Source organism: Brevibacillus sp. NPDC058079 (assembly GCF_042885155.1).
Lineage (GTDB): Bacteria > Bacillota > Bacilli > Brevibacillales > Brevibacillaceae > Brevibacillus.
Window position 1 is genome coordinate 264,789 of record NZ_JBHVSO010000005.1, and the last position, 17,958, is coordinate 282,746.

13 protein-coding genes and 1 pseudogene are annotated in these 17,958 nt (G+C 46.6%); 10 read left to right on the forward strand and 4 right to left on the reverse strand.

Annotated features, from left to right (window positions below):
- Positions 1-37: 37 nt before the first annotated feature.
- From ACFVS2_RS17140 to ACFVS2_RS17150, 3 genes are all read left to right on the forward strand, one after another.
- On the forward strand, positions 38-2,554 hold the full coding sequence (locus ACFVS2_RS17140; protein ID WP_390235891.1) for a PBP1A family penicillin-binding protein: 2,517 nt from the start codon (positions 38-40) through the stop codon (positions 2,552-2,554).
- Positions 2,555-2,655: 101 nt separating this feature from the next.
- Complete coding sequence (locus ACFVS2_RS17145) at positions 2,656-3,006, forward strand: hypothetical protein (RefSeq protein WP_007721499.1); 351 nt, start codon at positions 2,656-2,658, stop codon at positions 3,004-3,006.
- 305 nt (positions 3,007-3,311) lie between these two features.
- Entirely contained in the window at positions 3,312-6,629 is a 3,318-nt protein-coding gene (locus tag ACFVS2_RS17150) for a collagenase (protein WP_390235894.1), read from the forward strand.
- 144 nt (positions 6,630-6,773) lie between these two features.
- Here the strand turns inward: ACFVS2_RS17150 and ACFVS2_RS17155 are convergent, their stop codons facing one another.
- Positions 6,774-8,198 carry a L,D-transpeptidase family protein gene (locus ACFVS2_RS17155; RefSeq protein ID WP_390235897.1) on the reverse strand — a complete coding sequence of 475 codons (1,425 nt, stop codon included), beginning with the start codon at positions 8,196-8,198 and terminating at the stop codon, positions 6,774-6,776.
- A gap of 96 nt (positions 8,199-8,294) precedes the next feature.
- Here ACFVS2_RS17155 and ACFVS2_RS17160 point away from each other — a divergent pair, with 96 nt between their 5' ends.
- The 5 genes from ACFVS2_RS17160 to ACFVS2_RS17180 all read left to right on the forward strand — a co-directional run bounded on the left by ACFVS2_RS17160 (position 8,295) and on the right by ACFVS2_RS17180 (position 12,717).
- Positions 8,295-9,005 carry an AAA family ATPase gene (locus tag ACFVS2_RS17160; protein ID WP_173618596.1) on the forward strand — a complete coding sequence of 237 codons (711 nt, stop codon included), beginning with the start codon at positions 8,295-8,297 and terminating at the stop codon, positions 9,003-9,005.
- A gap of 101 nt (positions 9,006-9,106) precedes the next feature.
- A complete protein-coding gene (locus tag ACFVS2_RS17165) occupies positions 9,107-9,655 on the forward strand; it encodes an RNA polymerase sigma factor SigX (RefSeq protein WP_390235900.1) in 549 nt (182 codons plus the stop codon).
- Complete coding sequence (locus ACFVS2_RS17170) at positions 9,652-10,827, forward strand: anti-sigma factor family protein (RefSeq protein WP_173618594.1); 1,176 nt, start codon at positions 9,652-9,654, stop codon at positions 10,825-10,827. The genes ACFVS2_RS17165 and ACFVS2_RS17170 overlap by 4 nt, the downstream gene beginning before the upstream one ends.
- A gap of 89 nt (positions 10,828-10,916) precedes the next feature.
- On the forward strand, positions 10,917-11,879 hold the full coding sequence (locus tag ACFVS2_RS17175; protein ID WP_390235904.1) for an ABC transporter ATP-binding protein: 963 nt from the start codon (positions 10,917-10,919) through the stop codon (positions 11,877-11,879).
- On the forward strand, positions 11,851-12,717 hold the full coding sequence (locus tag ACFVS2_RS17180; protein WP_390235906.1) for an ABC transporter permease: 867 nt from the start codon (positions 11,851-11,853) through the stop codon (positions 12,715-12,717). The genes ACFVS2_RS17175 and ACFVS2_RS17180 overlap by 29 nt, the downstream gene beginning before the upstream one ends.
- A 96-nt stretch (positions 12,718-12,813) precedes the next feature.
- Here ACFVS2_RS17180 and ACFVS2_RS17185 read toward each other — a convergent pair.
- Positions 12,814-13,210: pseudogene (locus ACFVS2_RS17185) on the reverse strand (VOC family protein).
- A 179-nt stretch (positions 13,211-13,389) separates the two neighbouring features.
- Positions 13,390-13,953 carry a DUF4303 domain-containing protein gene (locus ACFVS2_RS17190; protein ID WP_390235908.1) on the reverse strand — a complete coding sequence of 188 codons (564 nt, stop codon included), beginning with the start codon at positions 13,951-13,953 and terminating at the stop codon, positions 13,390-13,392.
- A gap of 311 nt (positions 13,954-14,264) precedes the next feature.
- Here ACFVS2_RS17190 and ACFVS2_RS17195 point away from each other — a divergent pair, with 311 nt between their 5' ends.
- Positions 14,265-15,197, forward strand: a complete 933-nt coding sequence (locus ACFVS2_RS17195) for an aldo/keto reductase (RefSeq protein WP_390235910.1) — start codon at positions 14,265-14,267, stop codon at positions 15,195-15,197.
- 158 nt (positions 15,198-15,355) lie between these two features.
- Here the strand turns inward: ACFVS2_RS17195 and ACFVS2_RS17200 are convergent, their stop codons facing one another.
- Positions 15,356-16,192: an MBL fold metallo-hydrolase gene (locus tag ACFVS2_RS17200; protein WP_390235911.1), complete on the reverse strand. Its 837-nt coding sequence runs from the start codon at positions 16,190-16,192 to the stop codon at positions 15,356-15,358.
- Between the two features lie 449 nt (positions 16,193-16,641).
- Here ACFVS2_RS17200 and ACFVS2_RS17205 point away from each other — a divergent pair, with 449 nt between their 5' ends.
- Positions 16,642-17,949, forward strand: a complete 1,308-nt coding sequence (locus ACFVS2_RS17205) for a CitMHS family transporter (protein ID WP_390235913.1) — start codon at positions 16,642-16,644, stop codon at positions 17,947-17,949.
- Positions 17,950-17,958 lie beyond the last annotated feature (9 nt).

Sequence of the window (17,958 nt, forward strand, 5' to 3'; positions counted from 1 at the left end):
AGATGTGGGGGAGAGAGAGAAGACCAGGAGGTAAATAATGGCAGCAAAGGCCAAGAAGAAAGTCAGGAAGAAAAAGAACAACTTGCTGATGATTGCCGTATCGTTTGCAATATTCCTTTTCCTTAGTGTGATTGGGGGCTACTTCGCCCTGTTGTATGCGGGAGACCGGATGATTGAGCAAAACGTACAAAAGCTACAGGACTTAAAAGCAGAACCAACTGTCATATACGACAAAAACGGGAAAGAAATGACGAGTCTGATTCGTCAAAAGAACCGTATATACAAACCGATTAATGAAATGCCAAAGACTCTGATCGATGCTTTCCTCGCCGTAGAGGATAAGCGCTTTTATGAGCACAAAGGCGTCGATATGGTTCGGATCGGCGGCGCCATCGTCAATGACATCAAAAAAGGATCGTTAGCTGAAGGGGGAAGTACCATTACCCAACAGCTGGCTAGAAACGTCTTTCTCACCCTAGACCAAACGTTCTGGCGTAAAACAAAAGAAATGAGTATCGCGATTGGCTTGGAGCGCAAGTACTCCAAGGATCAAATTTTAGAGATGTACTTGAACCGCGTTTATTTGGGCGAAGGGGAGTTTGGGGTAGAGGATGCTGCCCAGTATTACTTCGGCAAGTCGGTAAGCGATGATAAGTTTACTGTTGCGGAAGCAGCGATGCTGGCGGCTATTCCAAAAGCACCGACTACTTATTCACCCTTTAACAATCCAGAAAAGGCGAAACTGCGTCGAGACACCGTTATTCGTCTGATGCATGAGCAAGGAATCATTACCGATGAGCAAAAAGAGGCAGCTCAAGCAGAGCCGTTGCCGAAAGAACCGCATGAAGTGGCGGGTGGCAGCTTGAAAAAAGGCTATCGCGCGTTTTTTGACAATATGCTAGAAGAATCCGAAGCCACATTCGGCGTGACAGAAGAAGAATTGTACCGCGGAGGCTGGAACATTTACACGACCTTCGATCCGAAAGTACAGGATGCCATGGTAGAGGAATATGCCAATGCCAAAAACTTCCCGAAAGACGGCGCCAAGCGCGGTGTAGAATCATCGATGATTGTCATCGACGCGAAAACGGGCGGAATTGCCGGGATGGTGGGCGGACGCAACTATGCGCCAAAAGGCTTTAACTATGCGACAGACATGAAGCGTCAGCCGGGTTCCAGCTTTAAGCCGATTGCCGTGTTCGCTCCAGCAGTCAATAAAGATATTAACAAATGGAACTCGAATTCGCAGCTGAGCAACAAAAGGCAGAGCTTCAATGGCTATGAGCCGCGCAACTACAATAACCGTTACACTGAAACGATGAACATGAACCGGGCGATGATCGACTCTGCGAATATCCCGCCAGTATGGTTATTAAATGAAATCGGCGTATCAGAAAGCTTGGAATACCTCAAGAAAGTCGGCATTGAGCTGACTCCGAATGATCGAAACCTAGCAATTGCCCTCGGGGGCTTGAGTTTAGGTACATCCCCGCTGGAAATGGCTCAGGCGTACACGCCTTTTGTCAATGGAGGGGTTGTGTCTGAGACGCACTCGATTACGAAGGTGGAGAACAAGGACGAGGGTGTTGTCCGTGAATACCAGCCAAAACAATCTGAGGCGCTGAAGCCGGAAGCAGCTTGGGAAGTTCATACGATGCTGGAGAGAGCCGTTCAGGAAGGGACAGGGAAGGCAGCGCGTATCTCTGGCCGCCATGTTGCAGGTAAAACCGGTACGACCCAATCGATAGCAGGCGACAGCAAAGCAAACAAGGATGCTTGGTTCGTCGGATATACTCCGGAATATGTCGGTGCCGTTTGGATGGGCTTCGATCCGGAGGACAAACAGCATTTGATGCACCAAGGAAGTAGCATGACGGCGCAAATGTTCTCCAAAGTGTTTGCAACAGCCTTAAAAGGTGTGCCGTCATCGGACTTCGTTCGACCAGAAGGCGTGGTACAACATAAACAAGAGGAAGTTGAACCAGAAATCCAATTGGCTGCAGACATGACATTGGATAATAACCAATTGAAGGTAGTGCTTAGCTGGATTGGCGGAGCTGAAGGTAGTACGTACGATTTGTACCGCATTAGCGAAAACGGCGAAAGACAACTCATCTCTGCGGGTATGAAGGAAACCTCGTTCGTAGATTTGCTGGATAGTCCAAGACAATATCGTTATCAAGTCGTTCCGAGAAATGCACAAGGCGAGGAAGGCACACCTTCAAAAGAAGTCCCAATCGACTCCAAGAAACTGGAGAATATGATTAATCAAGATCCAGGTCATAACGAGGAAGGCAGCGATCAGGGGCAGAATCCGGGGGGGACCGAAAATGGAAATGGTGAAATTCCACCTGACCAAGGTACCGGAGAAACTGGTGAGCATACAAATAATGGAGATGGTAGCCAACCGCCAAATCAGGGAACAGGTGAGGTTCCACCTGACATCGTGAATCCAGACCCTAGTCAGACAAATGGTTCCTCCAATGAAATTCAATTACCGCCACCTCCACAAGAGGAAGGGCAGAACCAGTTCCCAGCTGGATCAAACGGCTAAAGATTAGCCCAGCAAGAACGATTCAAAACCGATTCGACTATTTGCACAGCTTCTTTCGCGTGGTACAATACCAGTAAATCGGGAGACAGGGGGGACAGTCCATGTCTGGCTACGCACAAAGAGATCTACCCACATTTTTCAAAGAACAGTTACGCCAAACCAAGGTGAATTTTGAGCGAGCTCTTGACTGTAAACACACCGATTTCGATGATCTTTACCCATACATGAACGAGCAGCCACAGTTCTTCTGGTACAAACGTTACGTGGCTTGGTCAGAATTGTTGACCGTCGTACGTCTAGCTGAACAATTGGGTATTGAGTGGACAGAGGATTTCAGTGAGCAGCAGGTAGAATTCATTCAAGGCAAGGTTCTGCAAGGAAAAGTGCTCGATTATTGGAACCCGGAAGAAGAACAAGAAGAATCGATGAGAGAATTAGAAGAAGAAAAATAAATGTGATCGTAAAAACATGGCGCGTTCCCACTTGCGGGAACGTGCTTTTTTGCGTGCGCTAAGCGAAGCTCGCCTTTATGTTAACAGTGTCTAATATTCCATACATGTTTATGTAGTTTTGTAAAAAAATGTATACATTCTCACTATTCTTTATTGCTATATGTATTGGCACCATAATTGCAATTCTAACAGCGTGTATTTTATTACAGTCCAAATGGAGAGAAGGTGAAGATACTCAAAACAAAATTTGGTTTTCTCGCAACAGACGAAAATACGGTTACCATTCAAAGGAGGTTTGCTCATCCATGAAGAAAAAGCGTCACACGGTAAACACAAGCCGCATGATGGCTGGTGTCTTTCTCTCGACATCATTTCTATTGGGGACGGTTGGTATTCCTGTCCAAGCCTTGGCAGTCAAAGATTATGCAAGTGCGATCGATAGGGCTGGGAGTCAAAACGTTCCGCCTTCTGGAAAATATGTGGAGAAAAAGCTGGACCCAATCACCTCGTTTCAGCATCAATCCAGTGACGAAGTAGGGGAATATCCGCATCCAGTGGAGCCGACGTGGAGTGTAGAGGAGCAAGAGTCTTCTAACGAACAGCAACGGAGCATGAAGGCAAATGTCGAAAAGTACGCGATGTCCGATTTGAACAAGCTCAGCTACGACGAATTAGTCAATGTACTGGTGACGATTAATTGGGAGCAGATTCCTGAATTATTCGATTTTACCCCCGATTCGTATGCCTTTTATAAAGATCGTCAGCGCGTTCAGGCTATTATTGACGCATTGCAAGTCAGAGGCACACAATACTCCAGCAGCGATTCTAAAGGAATTGACACCTTGGTTGAGGTGCTTCGCTCTGGATATTATCTCGGCTACTACCACCAGGAATTATCCTATCTCAATCAGAGAAGCGAGCATCAAAAAGTGTTCCCTGCTCTGCATGCCATAGCAGACAATCCGAATTTCAAATTAGGGACAGATGCTCAAAATGAGGTGGTAGGTGCCTTTGGTGGACTTATCGGAAACACTTTTGTAAGCGCTTCCCTTGTGGAGAAAGCTGCCCCGATCATCCGTCAATACGAAGAACAAATGGATACTTTCATTACGCAGCGGAGTGCGGGTGATGCTGTTTTCCGTATCATGAGCCAGTTTAGCTATGTTCTGATGTGGAGAGTGGATGAACCAACCAAGCAACAGGAGTTTTACGGCAAAATAGATACGTATCTGAACGAGTTGGGAAATCTCGCCTTGCATGGCGATACAGATGAAGCGAAAGAATGGGTCCTCGACAATGGTTTTTATCACAGTGCTTATTTGGGAGAATACCATTCCAATCCGAATAAGGGCAACGAGGTGCTCACAGAAGCGTTAGAGCTTTATCCGTATGTGGGACTTCAGTATATGCAGGTAGCGAAGCTGATCCAGACGGTCTATGGCGGAAAAGATGCGCAGGGAAGGGACATCCAGTTCAATAAGATTCGTGAGGATGCCATGGAAAAGTATCTGCCTAAAGAATATTCATTTGATGACGGAAGCATCGTCATGAAAACAGGCGGGGATGTCACAGAAGAAAAAGTCAAACGGTTATATTGGGCGGCAAAAGAGGTAAAAGCTCAGTTTCATCGGATGGCAGGACGAGATGAACCGATGGAAGAAGGGAACCCCGACGATATTTTGACTATTGTTCTTTACAATAGTCCTTCAGAGTACAAGATGAACAACCCCCTGTACGGCTATGAAACGGACAACGGAGGCATGTATATCGAGGGGAAAGGAACTTTCTTCACCTACGAGCGCACACCGCAGCAGAGTACGTACACACTGGAAGAGTTGTTCCGCCATGAATTCACCCACTATTTACAAGGGCGCTACGCCATACCTGGCTTGTGGAATGAAGGCCCGATTTACAGAGACGAGAGACTGTCGTGGTTTGAAGAAGGGGGAGCGGAACTCTTTGCAGGCTCCACGAGAACAACAGGTGTTCTGCCTCGAAAATCCATGGTCAACAATCTGATTCGCTTTGGACAAAATAATTGGAATACGGCGTCTCAAACTTTGCACGCACGCTACGGCTCGTGGGATTTTTATACGTATTCATACGCCTTGCAGTATCACATGATGAAAGAGGACTGGAACAAGCTCGATGATATCATGGACTACATAGAGGCCAATAACGTGGATAGTTATGACCAGCTAATCCGTACGCTCAGCAATGATTCAGAGCTGAATCGGGATTATCACGGTACAATGGAATCGTTGGTAGACAGCTATCCTGATCTGACCGTGCCGCTGGTGTCGGATGATTATCTGGTAACGCCAGATCCCAAAGCAAGTGCAGAAATCTTCCAGGAAATTGAAGATGTCACAGGATTGCAAAATGTATCTACAAACAGGCACGATTCAGAGTTCTTCCAAACCTTTACGTTATCAGGCACGTACACGGGTACGCAGGCAGAAGGGGAGAAGCAAGACTGGGAAACGATGAGTCGGATCACAGACGAGTTTCTAACCACGCTTACTTCCCATCCATGGAACGGCTACAAAACCGTAACCGCCTACTTTACCAACTACCGAGTAAATGCGTCCAATCAGTTTGAATATGATGTCACGTTCCATGGGGTACTTCCAGAACAGGGAGATGGAGAGAACCAGCCGCCTGTTATTGTCATAAACGGCCCGTCAAAAGCAGCTGTAAACGAGGAAGTGACGTTTAGCAGTAACGGAAGCTCCGATCCGGATGGCAGCATCGTATCTTATCTGTGGGAATTTGGAGATGGCACAAGCAGCAGTGATGCCAATCCTACGCATGTCTACGAAAATCAGGGAGAATATACCGTGAAGCTACGAGTAACGGATGACAAAGGAGCGGTTGCTGCGAAATCGATTATGATCACGATCGAAGAGCAGGGTGGAGAAATCGGGGAAAAGGAACAAGAGCCAAACAACAGCTTTTCAGAGGCAAATCTGTTGAAAAGCAATGTGGAGCTGAGTGGTCAAACAAGCAAACAAGACGACAAAGACATTTTTGCCTTGAGCGTATTGGGCAACGGAACGGTGAAAATCAACGTAACGAGTGAGCATGATACTGGTTTGAACTGGGTCGTTCATCATGAGGATGATCTGAATAATTATTTCGCTTACCCCAAAACCTCAGGAAAAACGCTCTCCGGTGAGTTTGAAGCATCTGCAGGTACCTATTACTTGTCCGTGTACAACTTTAACGGTGAAACCATTCCATACAAAGTAACCGCGGAATTGCCAGAAGTAGAAGCAGAACCAACCGAAACGGAACCGAACAATTCATTCAATGAGGCGAATGCTCTACAGTTGGGCGAAGAGACAAGTGGTCAAACCGATCGTACAGATGATAAGGACACGTACATCATTCAGGTTGAAGAGGAAGGGATCGTTCAAGTTATGGTAAGTAGCGAGAAGGACGAAGGCTTAAACTGGGTGGTGTTCCATGAGGATGATCTCGAAACGTATTTCGCCTACCCCAAAAACGCAGGTAAGAAACTGACTGGAGATTTTGAGGCAAAACCAGGGAAATATTACTTGTTAGTCTACAACAATAACAACACGAAGATTCCGTACAAAGTTATCGTGAACGCAGAGTAATCTCCCCATTCAATGGAAAAAGCCCTTTCTACCCCTTTTTTAAAAAGGGATAGAAGGGCTTTTTTTCGTTTGATAAGCGTCTGGAAAAAATCAGAGCGTAACGGTATGGCGTTCCGCACGTCTTTTCTTTACGTAGCCAAAGAATCAATGGAGCCAATTGTAAATGACTTGTGGTGTCTCTTCCTCAGGGCCAGCCGGGAGAACGAATGGAACAGGATTGCTCCAAGGCTGGGCAGAGGACGGGGCATTGGAGATAATGAATTCTGTCCCCAATGAAACAAAGGTGTATAGCTCCTCGACAGCGGCATTGTACAAGCGAACACATCCGAGCGAAACAGATGAGCCGATGCTCTCGGGATGGTTTGTCCCGTGGATGGCATACCCGCTCTCCTGGAAGACCATGCCCCTCGTTCCATAAATATTGTCATGTCCGCGGGGCTGATTGATTTTTTGTTGAATGGTATAGTAGCCTTCGGGTGTAGAACCGTTTTTGCCTATGGCGACGGGATAGCTGCGTACCAAATGGGAACCGCTGATGAGACTCATCGTATGTGTCGAGGTAGTCAAGTGAAGCTGTAACGGTTCAAAAGGCGCCACTGGCTCCGGATAGCCGGGAAGCGGAAGCACATTGCGCAAGCTGTCCCATGCGGACTCTGGCAAGAAGGCTTTGGGATGATACGGATAGCTTTTTAACAAAAGTCTCTTTGGCGGTACTGGAATTTGCGGCAAATAATTGCCTGGATAAGCGTCAGCCAGATCAGACAGCTGGGCAGGCAACGTACCCGTTTGCTGATAATAGCGATACAAAGCATTTCGCAAGATCAGTACATGCTGGAGGGTTAGCTGCTCATCCGTGAGTTCTGCCTTGCCTGTAGCAAGTGTCGGTTCTCGTTCCAACTGCACAGGTTTATCCCACCATTTTTCACTGAGAACAGTCCGACTCGTCGGATTGTAACGCAAGATGCCTCGGACTTCGCGCGGCTGATAAAACAGCAAGGGACGGAACAACGGCGAACCAGGTACTTCTGGGACAACCATCACTGTAAAAGGCTGCGTAAGAGCAGGACGCCTGGACTCTACATAGCGCCGGACCTGTTCAGATAGCTCACGGGCACTGAGTGTAGGAGGAACTGCGATGACCTCGACATGTGGCTGCGTTTGAGCTGTTGTCGGTACGGGCTGTTTGGCAGCCTGTGGCGTTGTCTTGGATGACGCATCTCTCAACGGTCCTGGCGAAAAAGCGAATTGAAAATAGAGAAACAAGAGCGAAGCCAAGAGTAAACGTGTTCGATTGCCCAAGGAATTGCGCTGTCGCTCCCGCAGCAGTCGTTGATAAGCGTCACGCGTCTCGTTGTAATATGAGCCTTGCTTGGATACGAGGCCACGCCTGTACGCTTCGAGAGCCTGTTCCGAGTTTCCTTGTGCTTCTCGTTCTTGACCAAGGTGAAACCAACCGATCGCCTCGTTTGGATATTGGGTCGTATACCACCGGTAAAAGGCGATGTCGCTCTGATCCGGATATTTCATATGAAATGTACTTTTTTCCTGAAGAAAGGAAACCTTGTCCACGGATACTTCTCCCCCAAATAAATGAGCGTTCAAAAAGGCGCCCTTATAAGGATGTATCGGCGTGAGTCGGGAAAATAATGAGAGCGGAGGTCAAAAATGGTTTATTTACGAACGATCAAGCTGCTGCGAGAAAAATTTCCCAACACGAAAGAATATCCGTTTCACCTGCCCTCCTTGCGCAAGCTGGAAGAGATCGAGCTTGCGAGCAGTGTCACTTTTTTTGTAGGAGAGAATGGCTCGGGCAAATCGACCTTATTGGAATCGATCGCCTATCAGTGCGGCTTTAACACGGCTGGAGGATCGCGTCACAACTTTTATGAGGTGCATCGCTCGGAGGCGATTCTGGGTGACTACATACGTCTTTCCTGGCTGCCCAAAATAACGAATGGCTTTTTCCTGCGAGCGGAGAGCTTCTATCAGTTTGCCAGCCATATCGATGAGATGGGCCCGAAAAGCTATCAACATTACGGCGGACGCTCGCTGCATGAGCAATCACACGGAGAATCTTTTTTCTCACTGTTTGCCAATCGCTTCAACGGCAGGGGAATCTACCTGCTGGATGAGCCCGAGGCTGCTCTTTCACCGAAGCGTCAAATCGCTTTTTTGTACTTGATGCGCGATTTGGTGGAAGAAGGAGCACAATTTATCATTGCGTCGCACTCGCCGATTCTATTGGGCTATCCCGGAGCGACTATCCTCAATTTTGACGAATCGCCTGCACAAGAGGTGAAATATCGCGATACGGAGCACTATCAATTGACGCGCCGTTTCCTGGAGAAGCCCGATTTATTTTTAGATGAAAAATAATTTTCATTCTTCCTGTCACAAAAATCGCCTTGGCGGTTTCTATTAGATGAACGAAGCAGTAGAGGCATTCGTCAATGGCGCACGTAGGAAGGAGGAATCCAGTGGAGGTGCAAGCAAACCTGGTGATGAACCATGCTCGAGTAGAGGATCAAGCAGATACCTTTCAAGAATTGTTTACGACCTATTATCCGTTTGTAGTCAGACAGATCATGCGAATTGTGAAAGAGCAACAAACAGCAGAAGATATTGCACAGGATGTATTTCTCTCCTTTTACCATACGGATCGCACGGTGATCGAACATATCCCCGCATGGCTGTCCAAGTCCGCGCTCTACGCAGCGTACAATTATCTTCGTTCAGAAAAACGCAGGTACGCAAGACAAGAGCGAAGTGCATCCGAGCAAGAGCATGTCAGTCCTTCTACAGAAGAGATGTGGCTTGCAAAAGAGTCCCAGAGTATCGTCCGCGATGTGCTAGAAGAGCTAGACGAGCGGGAACGAACCTTGCTGGTCATGAAATATTCCGGATTTCCTTATGCGGAGTTGGCTAAAGCGACTGGCACGCAGATCAGCTCGGTGGGAACACTCCTCGCGAGAGCGAAAAGTAAATTTCGTACCATATATGGCCGGATGAGGGGGGAAGAGGAATGAAATGTGCCGATACAGGCTTTATCCAGGCGTTCTTAGACGGTGAATGCAGCTCAAAAGAAAGTGAGCAATTCCTGCTTCATCTGGAGTACTGTGAAACCTGTCGCACACAGATGGACGAACTGTCCGCTTTGGATAGCTGGACTCGTGAGAAGATGGAGCATGCTTTTTCCGAGACAAACGATGTGAAGGTCAATACAGAAGCAGCATGGCAGCGATTTTCGCAAGCGATCGAGAAATCGACTGACACATATGCACAAGAGAGACAAGCGATAACCAATCGAGCAACAATCAGAAGGAGCTGGAATCAGATGAACAAGCAAACAAAAAGATGGGTGACAGGTGCTTCGGCAGCAGCAGTATTGGCTGTGTCCCTGTCTTTCCCCCAAGTACAAGCAGCAGCGAACGATTTTCTGTCCATTTTCCGCATGGATAAAGTAGAGTTTGTCAAAGTGACTCAAGACGATTTGCGTGAGATCGAACAATGGATCGCAAACGGCAATGTGGGCGAGATGGAATTGAATGGGATCGGAAAAATCTGGATTGATGAAACCGATCAAGAGAAGCTCGAACAAAGAAACCAATATTACAACAGCAAAGAAGCCGCTGTAAAGGCTGGAGTGAAGCTGCCTGAGCTACCGCAGGATGTCACGGTGGATAGCGTAAACGTCAATTCCCCTTACACCATGCACATGGAAATCGATGCGGATCGTGCAAACAAGCTATTGGGGCAATTGCAGGTAGAGGCGCGCTTTGATGAAAAGCTGAGTGGCAAACGCTTCTCCTTGAAGATCCCACAGATGCAGAACGTCTGGATGACCGCAGGAAAAGAAAGCTATGGCTACTCTGTCATAGACGCACCTGAGCTAAGCGCACCAGAGGGAGTTGATCTGGCACAGCTTCGCGAGACACTCTTGGCCCTGCCGTTCATTCCAGATCAAGTGAAAAAGCAAATGATTAGCATCGAAGACTGGCAGCATACCCTTCCTGTGCCATACATGGCAGACGGCGAGAGCAAGATGAAGGAAGTAAAAGTGAACGGTCAAAACGGAATGCTGATCACAGGTGAATACAATGCACATCTGATGTGGCAGCAGGATGGACAGATTCACATGCTGGAAGGCAGCGACAAGAACGCTGATGGGCTGTTGGATTTTGCAAAACAACTGAAATAAGTAAACAAATAGTGGGGAGTTGGCAGAGTTTTCCTGAAAAAGGGGGGCTCTGCTTTGTCCCGTTTGCAATGGAGAAAGTGAGGGAAACGATGTCAGATTATGTGATAGAGACCTGGGAGTTGACCAAGCAATATAACGGTAAAGCCGGCTGCAAAAATATTACGCTACAAGTACCGCGCGGCTCCGTATTTGGTTTTCTCGGGCAAAATGGCGCGGGTAAAAGTACCTTTGTCAGGACGATGCTCGGGTTATTGCACCCAACGAATGGCAAAGCGGTAATGCTTGGGCAGCCGATTGGCAGTGTAGAATCAAGGAAAAAGGTAGGGTACTTGCCAGAGTTGTTCCGTTATCCTGATTGGTTGACGGGTCAACAGCTCTTGGAGCATCATGCCGAGTTGTGTGGATTAACACATCGCGAGAGCCATTCCGTGATAAAAAATGTCGTTGAGCTGGTCGGAATGGCTGGACGCGAGCGTGAACGCATCCGGGGCTATTCCAAAGGCATGCAGCAGCGTATCGGGATTGCCTGCGCTCTCTTATCCGATCCAGAGCTGATCTTCCTCGATGAGCCAACCTCCGCACTGGACCCAATCGGACGAAAAGAAGTACGTGAACTGATCGCGCGGCTGCGTGACCAAGGAAAGACGGTTTTTCTCAACAGTCATCTACTGAGTGAAATGGAGAGCGTGTGCAACTACGTCGGGATCATTCACCGCAGTGAACTGGTCGTACATGGCGACTGGCGCAAGCTGAGCAGCGTCCAACCACAAATTGAATTGACAGTGGACAAGGATAGCGCAGGTTTTCATAACGCGCTTCCTTCCTTCGTCACAGAGAGTCGTCTCGTAAGACAAGAGGAAGACCGTGATACATGGCTAATGACGTTGGATCAGGACAATCGGGTACCCGCTCTGTTGCAACAGTTGATTGCATCCGGGGCTGGGGTACATGAAGTAGTGCGCAAGCAGCAATCACTGGAAGACGTATTCCTGTATTGGGTGCAGAGAAAGGAGGGGGAACGACATGTGGCCGATCATCAAAATCACGTATAGAGAAATGATCTCCAAGCGTATCTTCACGATTACACTGATCATGTCGATGGCCTTCCTGCTGCTGTTTGGACTTGCCACAGGCTATGCGGTCAAGGAAATGAAGGAATCGTTCGGGGGCTTAGGTCCAGAAGCTTTGTTGCAAAAAAACTTCTTTTCCACGCAGCTCTTGGGGATGGGCTTGTACTTTGGTTCCGTCATTACGGCACTCTTGGCGATTTTGAGCAGTGTCGGGAGCATCGCATCTGAAATCGAGAGCCACCAAATCGACACATGGCTGGCCCGCGCCCTTCCTCGCTACAAATATGTTTTGGGGAAATTTTTCGGGTTGGCAAGTATGTTGGGGATATACGCACTCCTGATGTTCTTCGGACTTTTGGCGATCAACCAATGGGTGGGCGGCGGTGCGTTGGCTGTTCAGGTAGGGGGAGCCCAAATCCTGAAAGCAGCCGCTTTCTTCGTAGGTATGCCGATCATTCTTGTCTGTGTAGCCATGTTCTTGAGCAGTATGACTACAACAGTAACAGGCGGCATTATCCTGATCATTTTGTACGGGATCAGCTTCATTGGTGGCTTTATCGAGCAGCTTGGTGTTGCCTTTAGCAACAGCTCACTCACGAACATCGGGATTATTTCCAGTCTGGTTTTTCCATCCGATTCGCTATTCAGGCAAATGACGATTTCGCTATTTGATACAGCTGACGATCCGCTGTCCTTTGCTTCGCAAGGAATTTTCGGTACGACTTCTCCTCCGAGTACTGCCATGCTTATCTACACGATTCTCTATGGCATCGTGGCGCTGGGGCTGTCCATTCGGGTGTTTCAAAAGCGGGATGTATAAAATACAAGAGAGAACGGCTGATTCGTGCCGTTCTTTTTCTTTTCGAAAGCTGGGTCTATCGATCCAGCCGCTAAATACAATGTTTTAAATCTGTTCCTATGCCAATTGTTTCGCGATCTCCCCAGGCATGTCCTGCCGGATCGACGAATGAAGCCGTTCGCACTCCCCACGGCCGGTCGATCGGACCGTTAAGTAGAGCAACTCCACGTTTTTTCAATTCTGCACAGACCTCATCCACTTCATCGACCCAAATGGTGAGCAGGAAACGGAATCCGGATTCACGTGTTGCGACTGTTCCCGGTTTCATCAATTCGTGTGACTCGGAAATATCCAAGAGGTTCACGCTCATATTCCCGAAATGAAACACTGACGAGACCTCGTCTTCATATACGGCCTGAAATCCGAATACTTCCTGCTAGAACGCCTTCACCTTCTGAAAATCCTCAACAAACAGCGTAATGACATCCACATTCATAGATCCTAAACTCTTCATTTGTACACCCTGCTTTCCGCTTGTAAATTGTTGTCATTCATTCAATCATCGCAAATATGAAAATGGATATTTCTTATGAATTGCTTTCTTTTTCACTAAACTGCCCGGTTATAGATTGCCTCATCGAACCCTTTAGCTTAACAAGTGCCCCAAAATCAATGGAGGCAGGTCTTTCGGGGCTAATCGCTCCATTCTTTCACATAAGCCGCGCATTCCTTTCGGATGGTGTCGTCGGCATTTAGCCTTCGAATCATCCGCATATACGAATCTGTCTCGAACTCATAGTCGGAAACTGCAAACAAGACGATGATGTCGCGACCAACAGCATCGGAAAAGATGCCCGAGCGTACCAGTTCTTCCAGCACCTCGATACACGTTTCGTACAACGCCTCCCGAAACGCCACGAAACGGCCGCTTTCATGTCTTGCCGAGGGATCCTCAGTCAGGATAAAACTTCGCAACTTCGCGCAGATCGCGTCGAAGGCCTCCTCAGCCCCTTGACCTTCGAACCTCCATTCCGCAGGCTCGTATTTGAAATACAGCGCATGTTCCGGATCGCTCTCGACAATTCCATCAAGATGCGCTTCCGTATTGACAGCAGGGCATACCGTCATGGCGCCTTCGTCGCTGTACAACGCAAAGGCGATTACCCTATCGTCCTGGCACGTTTTATTCATCTCTTCAAAGGCCTGCATTGCCGCCGTTTTAATCTCTTGCTTCAGCAATGGGAAATCAAAATCCATCGGGGCAGCTCCTTCCGCATTGTAGGGAATCGTTCGCGGTTCGGCCATGGATCGACGAACCGCCGCAATATATCGTTTATAGCAGAGCCGTTGTTCGGACAAGAGGTTATTCTCATCCTCGGCATAGGTCGAGAGGCAACATGCCTGTCCTCGTTATCGAACCCGATCGTAAGGATTCATTTCTCCGATGAAGGCATGTAAGGACACTGCACTTGAAACTTACGTAACGTAATGAATTATGATGTAGATACCGGTAAAAACCTTGCGCGAAAACGTACGCTAAGCTTAAAAATGAGAGGGAGTTGAAGAGAATGACGAAACAATCACGAATTGGTAAAACAGATTTCGTTGTCAATCCAATCGGACTTGGAACAAGCGCTGTAGGTGGCCACAATATTTATCCTAATTTAAATGAAGAAGTAGGAAAAGATTTGGTGCGGGCTGCGATCAACCATGGAGTGAATTTTTTAGATACAGCGTTTTTTTATGGAACAGGACGTTCAGAGGAGCTAATAGGTGAAGTGATAAAAGAAGCAGGAAAGCGTCATGAACTCATCCTTGCAACAAAAGGTGGCCTTACACTTGTCGGCAATGATGTTACCATGGATAATTCGCCTGCTTATTTAAAACAAGCCGTTGAAGATAGTTTGAAAAGGCTACAAACAGATTACATAGATTTATTTTATATTCATGCTCCAGATCAGGATACACCAAAAGATGAGGCGGTTGGAGTCTTAAAACAGCTAAAGGACGAAGGTAAAATTAGAGCAATTGGCGTTTCTAACTTCTCACTGGAACAATTAAAAGAAGCAAATAAGGACGGTTATGTCGATGTATTACAGGGAAACTACAATTTGCTGCAGCGTGAAGCGGAACAAGAATTCTTTCCATATACGACAGAGAATAATATCTCGTTTATTCCATACTTTCCACTAGCATCAGGCTTGCTTGCCGGTAAATACAATAAGGATATGGCATTCAATGATCTACGCAAAGATATGCCTAACTTTCAGGGCGATAAATTCAAAAAAAATCTAGAAAAGGTAGAGCAGCTCCGTAAAATTGCAAATAAAAAAAATGCCGAAGCTGCTCATATAGTCCTTGCTTGGTATTTAACACATGATTCAATTGATGTTGTCATTCCCGGAGCACAAAGAGCAGAGCAAGTGCTGGATAATTTAAAAACAGTAGACGTCCACCTGACAGAAGAAGAAATCAACGAAATTGATCGTATTTTTAAATAGGTTCTCTGTGGCGAACCTTCGTACTACTGCCCTTTCGTATTATGAGGTTAGCCAGTTTTTACTGGTTGACCTCCTTAGTTAAACAAATTTACCGTTACTTGTGATACGGTTCACCGTACATGATCTTAAACTATCGAACCCCGTTAGCTCAATGAGTCTCATCTAAATTCAAGAGTTAAACCCACTCCAACCTCCAATACATTCGCCACATCTGATAATGCAATTTTCGATTTCAAATCTGTACAATGACAAGCATGTAAATATGTCGGTTTGACAGTCTGAAAATATTCCACGGTTTTATTCATCTGATATTCTCCAGGGTTTAGCAGATGAAATCCTCCGATTATATCGAGAATCCTATCGTCTCCACAAACTTTTTTGGCATACTCAATGGTATTGCAGATTCCTGAGTGCGAACATGCAACAATGATGACAAGTCCGTTTTCGGCTTTATAAACCAGTGCAGAATCATCCAACAGGTAGTCCTCAGAGATTTCGCCATTTCTTGCAACTTGTCCAATAGCGTTATCCGCTTCAAAAGGCATAGTCCTTTCAATTTCACCTAGGAAGACCAACTTCTCCGTCAGCCACACCGGCTTTTTGGTGTATTCCAATTTTAAATGCCTAGTGATTTTCTCAGCAGTTAGCAAACTCCCTATTTCTTCACCATTCAAGAGTTTGCTGTAGAATACATCGGGATGAGCAATAATGGTTGGAAGTCTGAATTCTAATTGTTCAAGTTTCGCTTCAGAAAACATTCGAATGAGGGGATCTAATCCCCAGGTATGATCGTTATGTCCATGTGACAGCGCAACGTAATCAAGTTTTCTCAAATCAATTCTCATCTTTTCTGAATTGCGAATGAACGCATCTGAGTAACCTACGTCGAACAGTATCCTCTTATCTTCATCTTCGATTAAATAAGAAACAGCTGGCTCACCAACAAAGTAGCGGTCGATGTAAGTGTTATTATCAACCAGCACAGTTAATTTCATTGAGATATCCCCCTCTTCACGTCGTAAGACCTAATATCCCTCCACAAAAACAAGTAATTATATTATACCGAAATTTCTGCCACTAAATGAACAAAACTACCCGTTAGCATAATGACTCAAGTAAGTCTAAAGCATTATTTTCAGTGAAGAACTATGTCGATATATGGCCGTAAATATTATTTGATATCGAAGTTAAATGAAGTCGATTCAAAAAAAAGAGGATGGGTAATACACAAAGGGACTATATGTACATTCATGCTCCGATCACCATATGCGCATGTCATAATTTTTATGATGTTAATAGAGGAAATGCGGTTAAAACAGTTTATGCGCATATTCTATTCGGATTTTTACGAACATTGTTATAATGACAGCACAATATGAAAGCGCATTCGTCATGGTTGCTACAACATCATTGTAAGCGCATTCTTGCAAGGGGGAACTAGCGTATGCTGGCATTACTTGGATTTCTTATGGTAGCCGTTTTCATGTACCTGATTATGTCGAGACGGCTTTCGGCATTAGTTGCTTTAATTGTTGTTCCTGTTGTTTTTGCGTTGATTAGCGGATTTGGTACAGAAATTGGCGACATGATGCTTGCAGGCATCAAGAAAATTGCGCCTACGGGAATTATGCTGTTGTTCGCCATTCTATACTTTGGAGTCATGATGGATGCAGGTCTGTTTGACCCATTAATTAAGAAAATCGTGAAAATTGTGAAGGGTGACCCACTGAAGGTTATTGTAGGTACAGCGATTCTCGCTACCTTGGTCGCACTGGATGGAGATGGAACCACGACTTATATGATTACCGTTACTGCGATGCTGCCTTTGTATCGCAAGCTGGGAATCAGACCGATGATTTTGGCAGTCATGCCGATGCTCGCACTCGGTGTCATGAACATGACGCCTTGGGGTGGTCCGACAGCGCGTGTCATGAGTGTACTTCATATGGATGTTTCCGAGATTTTTGTCCCTGTTATTCCTGTGATGATTGGCGGAATTGCGTGGGTTATGATCGTAGCCTGTATTCTGGGCAAACAAGAGCGTAAGCGTTTGGGGATTATTGAGATACCAGATGAAGATTTGCAATCGCTTGCAGGACAAGAAGTGGCGGCGACGGATGAGACTGCTTCACTGAAACGTCCGCACCTGATCTGGTTCAATCTGTTGTTGACAGCAGCACTGATGGTCGGCCTGATTACGAGCTTCTTGCCACTGCCGACGATGTTCATGCTCGCTTTTGCCATTGCCCTGTTTATTAACTACCCGAAAATGCAAGATCAGAAAGAGCGGATTGCAGCCCACGCAGCTAACGCACTGGCTACAGTGTCCATGGTTTTCGCTGCGGGAATCTTTACAGGAATCCTGACTGAAACGAAAATGATCGATGCGATGGCGAGCACACTCGTTTCTTGGATTCCAGATTCACTTGGTTCCCATATGCCTCTACTCGTAGCACTGACAAGCATGCCATTCACGTATTTCATGTCGAACGATGCGTATTACTTCGGGATCGTTCCAATTCTGGCAAATGCAGCGGCCGCTTACGGAATCGATCCGGCGGAAATTGGCCGCGCTTCCATCCTGGGTCAACCGCTGCATGTACTCAGCCCATTGTTTGCAGCACAGTACCTGTTGATCGGAATGGTTGGGGTCGATTATGCAGAAACCCAAAAGTTCATCCTGAAATGGGCGTTTGGAACATCGATCGTGATGATTGCGCTTGCTCTTCTTACCGGAGTCATCTCATTCTAGTCAACTATA